The organism is Dickeya aquatica, from assembly GCF_900095885.1.
Taxonomy (GTDB): domain Bacteria; phylum Pseudomonadota; class Gammaproteobacteria; order Enterobacterales; family Enterobacteriaceae; genus Dickeya; species Dickeya aquatica.
The window spans coordinates 414,677-430,971 of the sequence record NZ_LT615367.1; the positions used below are offsets into that span (position 1 = coordinate 414,677).

Consider the following 16,295-nt stretch of genomic DNA (forward strand, 5'->3'; position numbering starts at 1 on the left):
TATCATTTCGGTGTTGATGATTAAGGAAAACTGCTATGAGACAAATCAGGCTGCTGGCCCAGTACTACGTTGATTTAATGGTGAAACTGGGGCTGGTTCGTTTTTCTCTGCTGCTGGCGTCGGTGCTGGTGTTGCTGGCGCTGGTGGTACAGATGGCAGTGACGCTGCTGTTGAGCGGCAAAGTTGAAGATATCGATGTGGTGCGATCGATTTTCTTCGGGTTACTTATTACCCCCTGGGCAGTGTATTTCCTGTCTGTTGTCGTCGAACAGCTTGAAGAGTCGCGCCAGCGCTTGTCGCGATTGGTGGCAAAGCTTGAAGAAATGCGCCAGCGCGATCAGGAATTGAATGAGCAATTACAGGGCAACATAGCCCAACTGAATCAGGAAATCAGCGATCGTATCAAGGCTGAGGAAGCCCGTTTGTTGATGGTGGCCAAATTGCGCGAGGAGATGGCGCGGCGTGAGCAGGCGCAACGAGAGCTGGAACAGCAGTCAGCGCTGCTGCGCTCTTTTTTGGATGCCTCGCCAGATTTGGTGTACTACCGCAATGAAAATAAAGAATTTTCCGGCTGTAACCGGGCGATGGAACTGCTGCTTGGCAAGAGCCAGAAACAGCTTATCGGCCTGACACCCAAAGATGTTTATCCGCCAGACATTGCCGAAAAAGTAATGGAAACGGATGAAAAAGTGTTCCGTCATAACGTCTCGCTGACGTACGAACAATGGCTGGTTTATCCCGATGGGCGCAAGGCCTGTTTTGAGCTGCGCAAAGTCCCTTTTTACGACCGCATGGGTAAGCGGCACGGGCTGATGGGGTTTGGCCGCGATATTACCGAGCGTAAGCGCTATCAGGACGCGTTAGAGAACGCCAGCAGGGAGAAGACCACCTTTATCTCAACGATCAGCCACGAGCTTCGTACGCCGCTTAATGGCATTGTCGGGTTAAGTCGCATTCTGCTGGATACCCATCTGGACGCCGAGCAACAAAAATACCTGAAGACGATTCATGTCAGCGCCATCACCCTTGGCAATATCTTCAACGATATTATCGAAATGGATAAACAGGAACGGCGCAAGGTTCAACTGGATAACCAGCCGGTAGATTTTGTCGGCTTTGTGGTGGACCTGGAAAATCTGGGCGGGCTGCTGGCTCAGCCCAAAGGGTTACAACTGGATATGGAACTGCATCAGCCTTTGCCCAAAACCATCATTACCGATGGAACGCGGCTGCGCCAGATTCTCTGGAACTTGCTGAGTAATGCGGTGAAGTTTACCCGAGAAGGGCATGTGGCGGTGCGCGTCTGGCACGATAAGGGAGACGGCCTGCGCTTCGAGGTCGAAGATTCGGGAATGGGCATACCCGCTGACGAGCTGGAGAAAATTTTCTCTATGTACTATCAGGTGAAAGACCAGCATGGCGGCAAGCCTGCTACCGGCACCGGTATCGGTCTGGCGGTTTCCAAGCGTCTGGCACAGAGCATGGGAGGGGATATTCAGGTACGCAGTGAACTGGGTAAAGGCTCCTGTTTTACGTTAACGGTACAGGCACCTGCCGTGCAGGGCGAAGCCGATGAGCAAGACTCACAGGATGCATTACCACTGCCAGCGCTGCATGTCCTGCTCGTTGAGGATATTGAACTCAACGTGGTGGTGGCGCGCTCGGTGCTGGAGAAGCTTGGCAGCAGTGTGGAAGTCGCCATGACCGGTCAGGATGCCCTCGATATGTTCGACCCGGATGAGTTTGACCTGGTGCTGCTGGACATTCAGTTGCCCGACATGACGGGGCTGGATGTGGCGCGCTGTCTGCGTGAACGTTATACCGGCCAGACAATGCCGCCGCTGGTGGCGCTGACAGCCAATGTGCTTAAGGATAAAAAAGAGTACCTCGATGCCGGGATGGATGATGTGCTGAGTAAACCACTGTCCGTACCGGCACTGACGGCGGTGATTCAGCAGTATTGGGATCATCATGCACAACCAGAGTTGAGAGTGGATACAGTGGATAAAGATTCAATGCACGAGCGGATACTGGATATTCCGATGCTGGAGCAATATCTCGAACTGGTGGGGCCGCAACTGATTCATCAAAGTCTGGCGATGTTTGAACAGATGATGCCAGGCTATCTGGCGATTCTTGAGTCCAACATGACAGCGCGCGATCAGAAAGGGATTGCGGAAGAAGGGCACAAAATCAAAGGGGCGGCAGGCTCAGTGGGGTTACGCCATCTGCAACAGGTTGCGCAACAGATTCAAACGACGACATTGCCAGCATGGTGGGACAACGTACAAGAGTGGGTGGATGAGCTGAAACATGACTGGCAGCAGGATGTTCAGGTGCTGAAGGAATGGGTTTCAGAGGCTGAAAAAAAATGACCCCGACCGAAGCCGGGGTGCGCGAATTATGCGCCAACACCAGGGAAAGCTGTAAGCTCGCGTTCGCTCTCAGATATCGTTGGTACGCAAGCAGTTTTGAAATCCCATTATTCTGGCAACACACACCATAGCAAATATGGCGTCGTTTGTTACAAGAATCATTAAAATGTGTGATGTAGATTAGTGTTTGTCAATCAAAAAATCAATTAGTTGATGTAATGAAATGAGGCTTGAGTGATGAAAAAAGTCGGTGTCGTACTCAGCGGATGTGGTGTTTATGATGGTTCAGAGATTCACGAAGTTGTCTTGACTCTGCTTGCAATTGATCGTGCGGGGGCGTGTGCAGTCTGTTTTGCACCTGACAAGGCTCAGAGCCATGTGGTCAATCATCTGACCGGGGAGGAAACCGGTGAGAAACGCAATGTTTTAGCGGAGTCAGCGCGTATTACCCGCGGCAATGTTCAACCGTTATCCAGTGCCGATCCGCAACAGCTTGATGCGCTGATTGTGCCCGGTGGCTTTGGTGCTGCAAAAAATTTGAGTGATTTTGCCGTACGTGGTGCGGCCTGTGAGGTTGATAACGACCTGAAAATACTTACTCAGGAAATTCATAAGAAAGGTAAACCAATCGGCTTTATTTGTATCGCTCCGGCCCTCCTGCCAAAACTGCTGAATACTCCGGTGCAGCTTACAATTGGTCATGATGAAGCGACTGCTCAGGCCATCACGGAGATGGGCGGCATACACGTTATCTGCCCGGTTGATGATGTGGTTGTTGATGTTGCCAACAACATTGTGACCACGCCAGCCTACATGCTAGCCAACTCTATTGCAGAGGCTGCGACCGGGATTGAGAAACTGGTGGCGCAGGTTTTGGAACTGGCGTAATGCGAGCGCGTCTGCTAAAGCGAACTAGCGGGATGAACCGATGGTGGATGCCCGTCAGGCGCTGGGGATTGCGCATACTGTGCAGCGCGGTTGCGTTATGGCTGGCCGCTATCGTGCTGTTTGCCTTTTTACCGGTTCCTTTCTCTGCGGTGATGATAGACCGGCAGATGAGCGCCTGGCTGGATGGGGATTTTAGTTATATCGCACATTCAGACTGGGTTGCGATGGAGGAGATTGCCCCGGTGGTTCCGCTGGCGGTGATGGCGGCAGAAGATCAAAAGTTTCCCCGTCATTGGGGGTTTGATTTTGAGGCTATTTCAGCGGCACTTCGGCACAACGAACAGCATGAAAACCGCATTCGCGGTGCCTCTACGCTGTCTCAGCAAATGGTGAAGAACCTGCTGCTGTGGGATGGACGCAGTTGGTTGCGCAAGGGGCTGGAAGCGGGGTTAACGGTTGCGGTGGAAATGGTCTGGACTAAGCGACGCATTTTGACGGTATACCTGAATATTGTTGAATTTGGGCCCGGTATTTTTGGCATTGAGGCGGCATCACAGCGGTTTTTTAATAAACCAGCCAGTCGGTTAACGGCATCAGAAGCTGCGCTGCTGGCCGCGGTGTTACCGAATCCAATCCGTTATCATGCCAATAAGCCATCAGGTTATGTTGTGCGTCGCCAGCAATGGATTTTACGCCAGATGCATCAGATTGGCGGGCCAGGGTTTCTGGAAATTAACCAATTATATTAACGTGCTGGAAACAGGCTCCTGATATTAGGGAGCGGTTTCCATTTTTTGACTCACTTCACGCCACGTTTATATTTTTCCATCTGTTCGTCACCGGGATGTCAGCCGTTTTTACAATGTGGTGAGACAGCGGGAGATTTCGGCGTTGTCAGCGCGGAATCAGCAATCTGCCGTGTGAATACCATTTTGCCACGGCGTGCAGGCTGAAGAGGCTCCGTCGGGGAGTCTGTTTCCGGTAGAATCGTATTCTGTAAAAAAATTAATAAAAATCATAATGGTATGAGGTTAAGGAGACGAAGATGCGGCCTGGTATCGTGTTGCTGATGTCACTTTCATTATGGTGGAGTGCGGCAGGTTTAGGTGCTACCGCGCCTAAAAACGACAATTCTGCTTATGTATTTTTGCAGCATGATGCCCTTGTTGAGGCCAGACAGCAGCTTCAGCAGCACCGTGCTCTCCCACAGACACAACAGGCGTATCAGGCGTTGCTGCATGCAGCCGATCAGGCGTTGAAATCGCCACTGCTGTCGGTTACTCAAAAACTTTCAATACCCGGGAGTGGCGATCGGCATGATTACCTGAGTCTGGCTGCCTATTGGTGGCCAGACCCACAGCAGAAAAATGGGCTGCCCTGGGTGCGCCGTGATGGCAAGGTGAATCCGGCGACCAAGAGTGAGGAAACGGATGCGGTTCGTATGGCGACATTCACCCAACGAGCCAGAGTATTGGCACTGGCGTGGTATTTTTCGGGTAAACCCGCGTACGCGGACAAGGCTATCACGATGATTCGCACCTGGTTTATTAACCCGCAGACACGTATGAACCCTAATCTGAACTATGCGCAAGCTATTCCGGGGCATAATCAGGGGCATGGTCGTGGGGCCGGGGTTTTGGATGGGCGCTATTTCGCTACCCGTATTGTCGATACGTTGCTGATATTGCGCCAGGCTCCGGGCTGGCACCCAGACGATGAGCAGTCGATACGGCAATGGATGACGGAGTATTTGTCATGGTTACAGAACAGCCCTTCAGGCAAGCAGGAGTCGGCGGCCAGAAATAATCATGGTACCTGGTATGCGGTACAGGTCGCCGGGATCGCAGCTTATCTGGGTAAAACCGAGACGGTAAGCGCGATGATAGCGCTGGTGCGTCAGAAACTGGCGCACCAACTGGCCGCAGACGGTTCCCAGCCGGAAGAGCTGGCGCGTACCCGCTCGTTTCATTACAGCGTGTTTAATCTTCAGGCTGCCAGCCTGATGGCAGTGCTGGCGGCGCGCAATAGTGAAGATTTATGGCATGCCAAGACGCCCCGTGGCAGTAGCCTGTTGTCTGCTCTCGATTTTATGGCCCCTTATCTGGATGCTGCGCGTCCATGGCCATATAAAACGATGGGCAGAGAGAGTGGTGTATTGATTCCCCTGCTGTTGCAGGCTGAGCGCGCAACGGGTTCGCCACGTTATCAGGCTATTATCCTTCAGGCTGGTTTTGTGCACTTTCTGCGCGGTGAGCGGGAAAGTACGACGGGTATCAGCCCTGACATTCGCTGGTCGAGCTGGCTGTTATCGCGCCCTGTGAACGTGAATGACAACGCGGTAGCTGGAAAATAGTCAGGGGCGGTTGGTGGGGAAACCATCAGCGGGTTGAGGAGTCAGGGCAGCGAAAGCTGCTGCCCTGTAGCGAAGGGAACAAGGTTGGCGGTTGTGCTAGTCAAGGTAGCCAAAGGCGGTAGTCACATGTTTAACACCACTGACCTTGCTGGCGATTTGTGCCGCAGAGGTGCCCTCACGGCGAGTAACCAGCCCGAGCAGGAACACTTCGCTATTCTCCGTTGTCACCTTCACATTGGAGGATTTCACCGTATCACTGGCGAGCAACTGGGAGCGCACTTTGGTGGTAATCCAGGTATCCATGGATGCCGTTCCGAGAGAGATTGGCGTACCTTTACGAATTTCGTTGTACACCTCGGTAGTCCCTTCAACGCCCATGGCGATTTGTTTTGCCCGGTTTGCCAGTTCGGTGTTGTTTGTCTGGCCGGTCAGCAGCACTTTGCCCTGATAAGCGGTAACCGAAACTCTGGCCTCTTTGCTTAGCTGGGTATCTTTGCCCAGTGCGTTAGATACTCTGACCTCCAGTGTGCCATCATCAACCTGGGTGCCGACGGTGCGGGGATCGGTTGCGGATTTGGTGGCCACGGCCGCACTACCGACGGCGACTGCGCCAATGCAGCCTTGCAGCATCAGGCAGGCTGATAGCATGGCGATGCAATAAAAGATCCTCATGGAGCACTCCTTAATCGTTCTGGTGTGGGAAAAGTGTGTTATCGATAAGATCGCACAAGCAGTTCACGGTCAGCATGTGGACTTCCTGAATACGGGCACTGCGATGAGAAGGAATGCGAATTTCAACATCTTGCTGCCCCAGCAACCCGGCGAGTTCTCCGCCATCGTGACCCGTTAGTGCGACGATAGTCATATCGCGGGTGACGGCGGCCTCTACCGCTTTGACGATATCCCGGCTGTTACCGCGCGCAGATATCGCCAGTAGCACATCACCGGCCTGACCCAATGCTCGTACCTGCTTGGCATAAACCTCTTCATGCAAGCGATCGTTAGCGATTGCCGTTAAGACCACATTATCGGCATTAAGTGCAATGGCCGGAAGGCTCGGGCGCTCGGTTTCAAAACGATTAATCATACTGGCGGCAAAATGCTGTGCGTTGGCAGCAGAAGTGCCGTTACCACAGCACAGAATTTTGTTGCCATTGAGCAGGGATTGCACCATCGCCATGGCGGCGCGCGAAATGGCATCAGGCAGCGCTTCAGCCGCGGCAATCTGGGTTTGGATACTCTCCGTGAAACAACCTTTAATTCTCTCCAGCACGTTTTTTAACCTGTTTTGAAGTTGAAAATCACGATGTTACTTAGTCTGGCTGGCCAAATGCATTGGGAAGCCACTCTACCTGTGTTCCGGTGACGGCCAGTACATCGAAACGGCAATCAGCAGTGTCGAAACTTTGGCCCTGATGCAACAACCATAGCGCAGCGGCATGTAACAGGTGCCGCTGTTTTTGTCGCGTGACACTGGCTGCCGCGCTGCCAAACACGCTGTTGCGGCGATAGCGCACCTCGACAAACACCCAGGTGCTGCCATCACGCATGATCAAGTCTAGCTCCCCGCCACGTACCGCGATGTTCGCCGCAACAAACGTCAGCCCTGCCCGTTCGAGGTAGTGGCGAGCCAACTGTTCGTACTGGCCGCCGGTGAGTCGTCGGTTCAGGATGCCGGCACCAGTTGCCCTTGACGGAACTGGAGCCAGCTCAGCTTACGGTTGACGATGCAATCCGCTGTGGAGCCAAGCGTTCCGGTTGCGCCCGATAAAGTGGTTCCCGGCTGATGCAACTGGGCGAAATTGTTTGCCAGTTTCCAGGCATCCATCCCCATGGCGAACAGCCTGACCAGCGAGTAATCATTGCGGAACTGGTTGCTGACCTGCTGCATCAGCGCAGGGCTTGCTCCGGTCAACAGAGGAATATCGCTGAACTGCAACCCTTCCATTTCAAAGCGGAAATCCGGGCCGAGACCGGCCTGATAGCTGCGAGAGCTGGCATAAAGTGCCGGACGGTTTGCGCCTTTATTGCGCATGTCTATCATCGGTTTGATAAGCGCCAGTTCATCCGGCGTGGCAATCAGATAAACCGCATCCACATTGCCGTCACTGGTGACATTAGCGACTGGCGGTGCCTGGTTCGGAATAGTGAGCCCACCCACGGTGGTGGATGCGGCAGGCGCGGCGGCGACGGTCTGAACCGGTTGCCCATTCAGGGGGATCCCCGCTCCGCCATTGAGCGCCTGTTTGAGTTCATAAACGCCCCCGGTACGCTGTTGCAGTACCACCCCACCGCCTTGCTGCTGCCAGGATTTAGCGAATGCTGCCACGACGCGATCGCCCAGATTGCCGCGTGGAGCCATAATCAGCGGGTGTTGTTTGCCCTGTTTGCGCATGAACTGGGCGGCATCTGCGGCTTCATCTTCCGGCGAGAGTGCGAAATAGCAGATGTTTGGGTTCGGCTGGACACGCTCTGGCTGGTTGAGCGCCAGTACATTCAGCGAGGGATTCAGGCCAGGGAGTTGCTCTACCTCATTTTTCAGCAGCGGCCCGACAAGGGTGGTTGCACCGTCTTTTTGCGCCTGAGCAATCACATTCGCCAGCGACTGATTTGAGGTGTCATACACTCTGACAGGGACGCTGCTGGCAGCGGCTACTGGCGGAATAGCGGCAGGCGCGGGGGTGACGGGTGCCATCACGGGCGCGGCTGTCGGCGTAGTGCCAGCCGCTGCAACGGGTAACGTCGGGGTGGATGGCGCTGGCATATCCAACGACGCCTGGCCGTTTTTGGCCGCGCTAAAACCTTGCTGAATGGCATTGGCAAACACCTGCGCCTGGCCGTTTAGCGGCAGCAGTAATGCAATTGCGTTAACGCCGCTGGCAGGTAGCGCGGCACCCGGTTGTATGGGGGAAACGGCATTGCCGCCTAACTGTACCGGTAACTGTTTGGCCGCCGGGTGGCGAGGGTAGCGTTTTTTCCAGTCATCAATCGCGGCTTGCAAATCGCCTGGAACCTGCGCCTTGGTTTGCCAGAGATTGAGCAAATCAAGCCAGCCTTGCAGGGTATTTTCATCGACGTTAATCACCATCGAGGCTAAATCCTGCGGGGATAAGCGGGTCAGCGCCGCCCAGGTCTGATCGATGTTGTGCTGGTGGGCGTCACCTTGCAACAGCGGTTCCTGGCCGATATAAGCGCGGATCAGCGCCAGCGAAGGCTGGTTTTGTCCGGCTTTGATCTGCGCCTGATAGTAACGCTCTTGCTGTTGAGGGGTGAGCGCTTTTACGTCCAGTTGCGCCAGTAGCGTGCTGGCGGTGTTCATGTCATTCTGCGCAGCGGCCAGCTCTGCTGTCAGCAGGCGCTGTTCCTGACGCTGTTTGTCGTTCAATTGTGGCGGCAAGGTACCCGACAGCTCACCGGCCTGTGCGAGTTTACCTTCCTGAATCAGGGCACGAATCGCAAGTAATTGCCAGTCAGCCTTGGTATTATCACCGCTTTGCTGCATCTGCTGTAGGTAGTAGTCAGAGGACGCGCCAGCCTTGCCTTCAGCGAGCTGCGTCGTTGCAGGGCCTTGTGGAGCCTGGCCGGGACAGCCAGCGAGAAACAGCGCCGCCAGAATGACAGGCACCAAACGGCCTGCATGGGCTCGGACAGAATTTAACGGAAGCATACTGTATCCAGTGATGTTTTAACGATGCTCAATATTAAATCGGCAACCCGGATGAAACAATGAATCAAGACCAACAAGCACAGATTTCCGCCTCAACGCTCTATATTGTGCCTACGCCCATCGGCAATCTGGCGGATATCACGCAGCGCGCGCTGACGGTGCTGCAACAGGTTGATCTGATAGCCGCAGAAGATACCCGTCATACCGGTTTATTGTTACAACATTTCGCGATTAATGCGCGCCTGTTCGCACTCCACGATCACAATGAGCAGCATAAAGCCGAACAACTGTTAACCCGGTTACAGCAGGGAATGAGCATTGCGCTGGTTTCAGATGCAGGTACACCGCTGATTAACGACCCCGGCTATCATCTGGTGCGCCGTTGTCGTGAGGCGGGTATTCGCGTAGTGCCGCTGCCGGGGCCGTGTGCGGCAGTCACTGCGTTGTCAGCGGCAGGCCTGCCGTCTGATAGGTTTTGCTATGAGGGATTCTTACCGGCGAAAACCAAAGCCCGTCAGGATACGCTGCGTGCGTTGCAAGAAGAGCCGCGCACGCTGATTTTTTATGAATCCACTCACCGTTTGCTCGACAGCTTGCAGGACATGGTACAGGTGTGGGGGCCCGCGCGTTATGTGGTGCTGGCCAGAGAGCTGACCAAAACCTGGGAGTCGATTTACGGCGCGCCGGTTGCGCAACTGCTGGCGTGGGTGCAGGAAGATGAAAACCGCCGTAAAGGCGAAATGGCGCTCATTGTTGAGGGCCATCAGCCGGACGAGGAGGCGTTACCGGCAGCGGTGTTGCGCACCTTGCAACTGCTGCGAGCCGAGCTGCCGTTGAAGAAAGCAGCGGCGTTGACGGCGGAAATTCATGGCGTGAAGAAGAATGCGTTGTATCGCTATGCGCTGGAGCAGGATGGCGGCGACGATAATCAGGGATGACAAGCGAGCCGATTTGCCCTATTATCCGCGCCGAAGTTGACCAGACAGTCGCCGCTTTGTTGCCGTCCTCCGTTAAGGGGAGACAGATGAAGGGGAGGAAAGTCCGGGCTCCACAGGGCAGGGTGCCAGGTAACGCCTGGGGGGAAACCCACGACCAGTGCAACAGAGAGCAAACCGCCGATGGCCCGCGCAAGCGGGATCAGGTAAGGGTGAAAGGGTGCGGTAAGAGCGCACCGCGCGGCTGGTAACAGTCCGTGGCACGGTAAACTCCACCCGGAGCAAGGCCAAATAGGGGTTCACATGGTACGGCCCGTACTGAACCCGGGTAGGCTGCTTGAGCCAGTGAGTGATTGCTGGCCTAGATGAATGGCTGTCCACGACAGAACCCGGCTTATCGGTCAACTTCACCTCATTGCTAACCCCGCAGGCGCTGCCTGACGGGGGTTTTTTTACGCTTTGTCCCGTCCCTTTTTGGGCTCGCGTGTTTTGCCCGCCGGGCCGAACGTTCGCGCCGCTCGCTGGCTTTATCGTCACACCATCAAATTTATTGACAATCACCATCACCGGAATCCGACAGCTTCGGGAAAACAGTAGCGGTAAAGTAAGCACTATCGGTTGTTGAGACATTCACTTTGTTACTAAGGATATCGCTATGAGCACTTCCCGGATGCCAGCACTGTTTTTGGGCCACGGTAGCCCGATGAATGCGTTGGAAGAAAACGAATATACGCAGGCCTGGGGAAAGCTCGGGGCAACATTGCCGCGTCCCAAAGCGATTGTGGCGGTCTCTGCTCACTGGTATACCCGTGGCACCGCGGTAACGGCGATGGATAAACCTCGCACCATTCATGATTTTGGTGGTTTTCCGCAAGCGCTGTTCGACACACACTATCCAGCTCCCGGCGCACCCGAGGTCGCTCAGCGCATTCAGGAAGTGCTGGCACCGGTATCGGTGTTTGCCGATTATCGTGAGTGGGGGTTGGATCACGGCTCGTGGGGGGTGTTGATTAAAGTCTACCCGCAGGCCGATATTCCCGTCGTGCAACTGAGCGTTGATGGCACCAAACCTCCGGCGTATCACTACGAGTTGGGGCGTAAACTGGCGGCGTTGCGCAATGAGGGCATTATGATCGTCGCCAGTGGCAATGTGGTACATAACCTGCGCATGATTAAATGGCAGGGCGATGGTTCTGCGTATAGCTGGGCGTCATCGTTTAATGATTTTGTCCGCGACAATCTGCGCTGGCAAGGCGAGGCGGCGGAGCATCCGCTGGTGAACTTCATGCAGCATAATGATGCGGCGCTCTCTAACCCAACGCCGGATCACTTCCTGCCGCTGCTGTATGTGTTGGGAAGCTGGAATGGTGATGAGCCTGTTTCGGTGCCGACGGACGGTATCGTTATGGGGTCACTGAGCATGATGTCAGTGCAGGTAGGATGACGGGGCAGACACACATTACGCTGGTTGTGATGGGTGTCTGTTATTCGCCGTGGGTGCGCTAATCCAACATGATGGGCGGACAGAAACGGAATAAATCCGGCGGCATCAGTTCCCGGTTAGCGCGACAGAGCGCGCAAGGGAAAACACGGGTGTTTCCCCTTGCTGGCGATATCAGGATTTGGCTTTAGCCGAGACTTTAGCGCCAGCCGGAGTGGCTTGGGCGGGGGCATCATCACCAATGGCCGCGGTAGTAGGAACCGGCTTGCCGAGCAGTGCGTTCAGTGTACGCAAATCTTCCTCATTTAATGTTCCCAGTGCTTGTTTGAGATTTAGCTGATTAATCAGGTAATCGTAACGGGCACCGGATAACTGCTGTTTGGCGTTATACAGCGTGGTTGTTGCATCCAGCACATCGACGATGGTACGCGTCCCCACCTGATAACCGGCTTCCATCGCATCCAGTGAGCTCTGTGCAGAGATAACCGCCTGTTTATATGCATTGATGCTGCTGATAGAGGCTGAAATGTTGTTGTGTGCCGAGCGCAGTGTCTGAACCACGGAGCGGTGGGCGCTGTCCATGCTTTCACTGGAGGCAACAAAGTTGTATTGCGCCTGCTTCACTTTGGACGAGGTGGCCCCGCCGCTGTAGATAGGCAGCGAGAAGTTCAGGCCGACCTGATTTTGGCCGACATATGAGCTGTTGAAACTGCTGCCCACAGCCCGTGAGCCGGAATAATCGGTATTGGTTACGCCAGTTGAGGCGGTCAGGTTCAGCGTTGGCAAATGCCCCGTTTCTGCCGAGCGAATCTGCTCGCGAGCCAGATCCTGACTCAGGCGCGCTGACAACAGGCTGAGGTTGCGGTTCTCTGCTTCTTTCAGCAGGCCGTTAACGGCATCCGGTTTTTGCGGTGAGAAGCGGTCAATATTCAGTGCGGCCAGTTGCGGATAGAAGTTTCCTGTCACCTGACGCAGGGTTTCCATCGCGTTATCGAGATTATTGCGGGCACTCACTTCGCTGGCCAGCACGCTGTCATACTGCGCGCGGGCGTTTTGCACGTCGGTAATGGCGACCAGGCCGACATTAAAACGCTGGGTGGTTTGATCTAACTGGCGGTAGATAGACTGTTTCTGTGCGCTGACATACGACAAGGCATCAATGGCGCGCAGGACGTTGAAGTACGCCGTGGCGGTGTTGAGCACCAGCGTCTGCTGAGAGCTCTGATAGCTGACGTCCTGAATACCGGCTTGTTTTTCCTGTAATGTCAGAGAGCGCCACAGCGACATATTGAAAATCGATTGCGTCAGTTGCAGTGAGGCACTGGTGGCATTGCTGTTGATATTTTTACGATCGCGGTAGCCGTTGGTGTAGGTGTAGTCAGACCCCAGCCCCAACTGTGGCAGCAGGGAAGAGCGGGCTTCGTTGATTTTCTCAAATGCCGCATCACGGGTGGCGGCAGCGCTGCGTAAGTCTGGATTGGTGGTTTTGGCCTGCTGATAAACCTGTAACAGATCTTCTGCCTGGCTTGCGGCGCTAAAGCCGAACAGACCCAGGCTGATAAGAAGCGGGAGCAATTTCTTCATTTGCGTTCCTTGTTGTGCAGCAAAGTTGCTTAGGGTTGCGCCATCTGGAGATGAGAGACTTGCCGATTCTATCAGAATCGGCCAATCGCATTAGGTGGCTGAACGTGCCATCTTTTGCTTGCGGTTATCCCAAAAGCCTATTTTACTTAACGGTTTGGGGTCGGGCACAATGCCTGACGGCACGGTGAGCGCCGCTCCGGCATGACAGGGCGCTGGCGGGTATAAAGGCATTGCGTTAATACCCGGAACCTCTCATCCTTAACCGATAATTTTCCGTGCCTGACTATCCTTATCGGGTCGGCACGATAAATATTGCACAAAATGGTGAGCCTCTGTCTATGTTTTCGCCACACAAAATGGCTTGCCCGCCGTATTGTCCATAGGAGTTGAGTTATGGCCTTGCCAAGCGCCCATCCCGGTACATTCAGCCAGGATGATGTAGAAATTATTGCACGGGAAACGCTGTATAAAGGTTTTTTTTCATTGCAGCGCTACCGTTTTCGCCATCGCTTGTTTCACGGAGGCATGAGTGGTGAGGTCAGCCGGGAGATTCTTGAGCGCGGCCATGCCGTCGTGCTGCTGCCGTACGACCCGGTGCGTGATGAAGTGGTGCTGATAGAGCAAATTCGCATCGCCGCCTACGACACCAGCCCGTCGCCGTGGTTGTTCGAACTGGTGGCCGGTATGATTGAGCCTGGCGAGAGCGAAGAAGAGGTCGCCCGGCGCGAAGCGCAGGAAGAGGCGGGCCTGGCGGTCAGGCGCTGTCGCCCGGCACTCAGTTATCTGGCCAGCCCCGGTGGCACCAGTGAGCGGCTGGCAATCTGGGTCGGCGAAGTGGATGCGACAGCGGCCAGCGGTATTCATGGGCTGGCAGAAGAAAATGAAGACATCCGGGTACATGTGGTCAGCCGTGAGCAAAGTTATCAGTGGGTCGAACAGGGGATTATTGACAACGCTGCATCTGTCATTGCCTTGCAATGGTTGGCATTGCACCATGAATCACTGAAAAAAGCCTGGGTGGGCGAGCCATGAAGCGTTATACCCCGGATTTCCCTGAAATGATGCGCCTGAACGAAGTGAATTTCGCCCAGTTGCGCCGCCTGTTGCCCCGCAGTGAAGAGGTGGGGGCCGCGGTGGAGTATCAGGTGCAGGGAGCCCGTTATCGTTTAACGATTCTGGAGTCTACGCGCTATACCGCGCTGGTGGAAATTCAGCAGGTCGCCCCCACGGTCAGCTACTGGAGCCTGCCAACACTGGTGGTGCGGCTGTATTACGATGCGAGGGTTGCGGAAGTGTGTTCCACGCAGCAGATCTTCCGTTTTAAGGCACGTTATGATTATCCGAATAAAAAATTACATCAACGTGATGAAAAGCATCAGATTAATCAATTTCTCGCCGATTGGCTCAGGTATTGTCTGGCCTGGGGTTCATTGTCGGTTCCCGTTTGTTAGCGCGCAGGCATATTGATACCCACCGTCTTGATAACGGTTATCTTGATTGTGCTCGCGTTTATACCGATCGCCGAGTGAGAGCGATGGTTTTATGACGTTGTTAGGCAGATTGCAAAGACCGAAGGACACTATTTGGAAAGCCTGTTGACACTTCCTGTGGCGCGTGGGGCCAGAATCAGGATTTTACAAATAACAGATACCCACCTGTTTGCCGACGAGCGGGGGACACTGCTCGGCGTAGACACTTATCGCAGCTATCATGCGGTGCTGGATGCGATTGCCGCCCAGCAGGACGCCTTCGATTTAATCACCGCCACAGGGGATTTGGCGCAGGATCATACGCAGGAAGCCTACACGCATTTTGCTGATGGCATTCGCCGCTTTAATGCCCCTTGTGTCTGGCTGCCTGGCAACCATGACTTCCAGCCTGCGATGGTTGATGTGTTAGCCCGTTGCGGTATTGCGCCTTCTAAGCATGTGCTGTTAGGGGAGCAATGGCAGGTAATTCTGCTCGACAGCCAGGTATTCGGTGTGCCGCACGGGGCGCTCAGTGACTACCAACTGGAATGGCTGGAGCGTAGCCTGCAAGGTCAGCCTGAACGGCACACGCTGCTGATGTTACACCATCATCCGCTGCCTTCCGGATGCACCTGGCTTGACCAGCATAGCCTGCGCAATGCGCACAGTCTGGATGCGCTGCTGGCGCATTATCCTCGGGTGAAAACGGTGGTGTGCGGTCATATTCATCAGGAACTGGATGAGGACTGGAACGGTCGCCGCTTGCTGGCAACGCCGTCAACCTGCGTTCAGTTCAAGCCCCATTGCACCAATTTTACTATCGATAATGTCGCACCCGGCTGGCGTTATCTTGATCTGCTGGCAGACGGCACGGTGGAAACCCGTATTGGTCGTCTGGAAGGCTGTGAATTCCTGCCGGATATGGATTCGGACGGTTACTGATGCCTACCCTGCTTTATCTTCATGGTTTTAATAGCTCCCCTCTGTCCGCCAAGGCGACGGCCATCCAGCAGTGGCTGGCCCAGCAACACCCGCATATCGAGATGGTGGTGCCGCAACTGCCCCCTTATCCGGCGCAGGCCGCCGAGCTCATTGAGAATATGGTGATGGCGCGGGCAGGCCGACCTTTAGGGCTGGTGGGCTCATCCCTTGGCGGGTACTACGCGACCTGGCTATCACAGCGTTTTCACCTGCCTGCGGTGGTGGTAAACCCGGCGGTACGGCCGTATGAGTTGTTGCAGGATTTTTTGGGCCAACAGCAGAACCCCTACACCGGCGAGCAATATGTGTTAGAGTCTCGGCACATTTACGATCTCAAGGTGATGCAGGTAGGGCCGCTGGAATCGCCAGATTTGCTCTGGTGCCTGTTACAAACCGGGGATGAGGTGCTGGATTATCGTCAGGCTGTTGCCTACTACACGGCCTGTCGGCAGACGGTGGAATCTGGTGGTAATCATGCGTTTGTGGGATTTGAGCACTATTTTGCGCCGATTATTGATTTCCTCGGATTGACGACAGACTGACACCTCAAGGCGCAGGCAGCAATGGCTGAGACTGCGCCATCACCCGAATTCCTGTGATAT

At 54.7% G+C, this 16,295-nt stretch carries 15 protein-coding genes and 1 other RNA gene; 11 read left to right on the plus strand and 5 right to left on the minus strand.

Annotation, left to right across the window (positions count from 1 at the left end; translation table 11 throughout):
• Positions 1-35: 35 nt before the first annotated feature.
• From arcB to DAQ1742_RS01905, 4 genes are all read left to right on the plus strand, one after another.
• On the plus strand, positions 36-2,375 hold the full coding sequence (arcB, locus tag DAQ1742_RS01890) for an aerobic respiration two-component sensor histidine kinase ArcB (protein WP_035339464.1): 2,340 nt from the start codon (positions 36-38) through the stop codon (positions 2,373-2,375).
• A 237-nt stretch (positions 2,376-2,612) separates the two neighbouring features.
• Entirely contained in the window at positions 2,613-3,263 is a 651-nt protein-coding gene (elbB, locus tag DAQ1742_RS01895) for an isoprenoid biosynthesis glyoxalase ElbB (protein ID WP_035339465.1), read from the plus strand.
• A 47-nt stretch (positions 3,264-3,310) separates the two neighbouring features.
• Positions 3,311-4,012: a monofunctional biosynthetic peptidoglycan transglycosylase gene (mtgA, locus tag DAQ1742_RS01900; protein WP_232046635.1), complete on the plus strand. Its 702-nt coding sequence runs from the start codon at positions 3,311-3,313 to the stop codon at positions 4,010-4,012.
• A 296-nt stretch (positions 4,013-4,308) separates the two neighbouring features.
• On the plus strand, positions 4,309-5,616 hold the full coding sequence (locus tag DAQ1742_RS01905; RefSeq protein WP_035339467.1) for an alginate lyase family protein: 1,308 nt from the start codon (positions 4,309-4,311) through the stop codon (positions 5,614-5,616).
• Positions 5,617-5,712: 96 nt separating this feature from the next.
• On the opposite strand, the gene dolP is transcribed toward DAQ1742_RS01905, so the two are convergent.
• Genes dolP through DAQ1742_RS01925 form a run of 4 tightly spaced genes read right to left on the minus strand, consistent with a single transcriptional unit; the run spans position 5,713 to position 9,283 of the window.
• Entirely contained in the window at positions 5,713-6,288 is a 576-nt protein-coding gene (gene dolP, locus DAQ1742_RS01910; RefSeq protein ID WP_067486537.1) for a division/outer membrane stress-associated lipid-binding lipoprotein, read from the minus strand.
• Between the two features lie 10 nt (positions 6,289-6,298).
• Positions 6,299-6,889, minus strand: a complete 591-nt coding sequence (gene diaA / locus DAQ1742_RS01915) for a DnaA initiator-associating protein DiaA (RefSeq protein WP_035339470.1) — start codon at positions 6,887-6,889, stop codon at positions 6,299-6,301.
• 40 nt (positions 6,890-6,929) lie between these two features.
• The gene (locus DAQ1742_RS01920) at positions 6,930-7,286 is read right to left on the minus strand and encodes a YraN family protein (RefSeq protein ID WP_180706309.1); all 357 of its coding nucleotides are present in this window, start codon (positions 7,284-7,286) and stop codon (positions 6,930-6,932) included.
• Positions 7,283-9,283 carry a penicillin-binding protein activator gene (locus DAQ1742_RS01925; protein WP_035339473.1) on the minus strand — a complete coding sequence of 667 codons (2,001 nt, stop codon included), beginning with the start codon at positions 9,281-9,283 and terminating at the stop codon, positions 7,283-7,285. The genes DAQ1742_RS01920 and DAQ1742_RS01925 overlap by 4 nt, the downstream gene beginning before the upstream one ends.
• Before the next feature lie 59 nt (positions 9,284-9,342).
• On the opposite strand from DAQ1742_RS01925, the gene rsmI reads away from it, so the two are divergent.
• The 3 genes from rsmI (at position 9,343) to ygiD (ending at position 11,662) form a co-directional block, all read left to right on the plus strand.
• A complete protein-coding gene (rsmI, locus tag DAQ1742_RS01930; RefSeq protein ID WP_035339474.1) occupies positions 9,343-10,221 on the plus strand; it encodes a 16S rRNA (cytidine(1402)-2'-O)-methyltransferase in 879 nt (292 codons plus the stop codon).
• A gap of 32 nt (positions 10,222-10,253) precedes the next feature.
• An RNA gene (rnpB, locus tag DAQ1742_RS01935) (RNase P RNA component class A) lies at positions 10,254-10,631 on the plus strand.
• A gap of 242 nt (positions 10,632-10,873) precedes the next feature.
• Positions 10,874-11,662 (plus strand): 4,5-DOPA-extradiol-dioxygenase, encoded by a 789-nt coding sequence (ygiD, locus tag DAQ1742_RS01940; RefSeq protein WP_035339475.1) that lies wholly within the window; start codon positions 10,874-10,876, stop codon positions 11,660-11,662.
• A 171-nt stretch (positions 11,663-11,833) separates the two neighbouring features.
• Here ygiD and tolC read toward each other — a convergent pair whose 3' ends face one another.
• Entirely contained in the window at positions 11,834-13,243 is a 1,410-nt protein-coding gene (gene tolC, locus DAQ1742_RS01945; RefSeq protein WP_067486540.1) for an outer membrane channel protein TolC, read from the minus strand.
• A gap of 393 nt (positions 13,244-13,636) precedes the next feature.
• Here tolC and nudF point away from each other — a divergent pair, with 393 nt between their 5' ends.
• From nudF to yqiA, 4 genes are all read left to right on the plus strand, one after another.
• Positions 13,637-14,275: an ADP-ribose diphosphatase gene (gene nudF, locus DAQ1742_RS01950; RefSeq protein ID WP_035339477.1), complete on the plus strand. Its 639-nt coding sequence runs from the start codon at positions 13,637-13,639 to the stop codon at positions 14,273-14,275.
• Positions 14,272-14,694 carry a DUF1249 family protein gene (locus tag DAQ1742_RS01955; RefSeq protein ID WP_035339478.1) on the plus strand — a complete coding sequence of 141 codons (423 nt, stop codon included), beginning with the start codon at positions 14,272-14,274 and terminating at the stop codon, positions 14,692-14,694. The genes nudF and DAQ1742_RS01955 overlap by 4 nt, the downstream gene beginning before the upstream one ends.
• Before the next feature lie 132 nt (positions 14,695-14,826).
• Positions 14,827-15,654 carry a 3',5'-cyclic-AMP phosphodiesterase gene (gene cpdA / locus DAQ1742_RS01960; protein WP_035339479.1) on the plus strand — a complete coding sequence of 276 codons (828 nt, stop codon included), beginning with the start codon at positions 14,827-14,829 and terminating at the stop codon, positions 15,652-15,654.
• Positions 15,654-16,235, plus strand: a complete 582-nt coding sequence (yqiA, locus tag DAQ1742_RS01965) for an esterase YqiA (RefSeq protein ID WP_035339480.1) — start codon at positions 15,654-15,656, stop codon at positions 16,233-16,235. Before cpdA ends, yqiA begins: the two co-directional genes overlap by 1 nt.
• Positions 16,236-16,295: the final 60 nt, after the last annotated feature.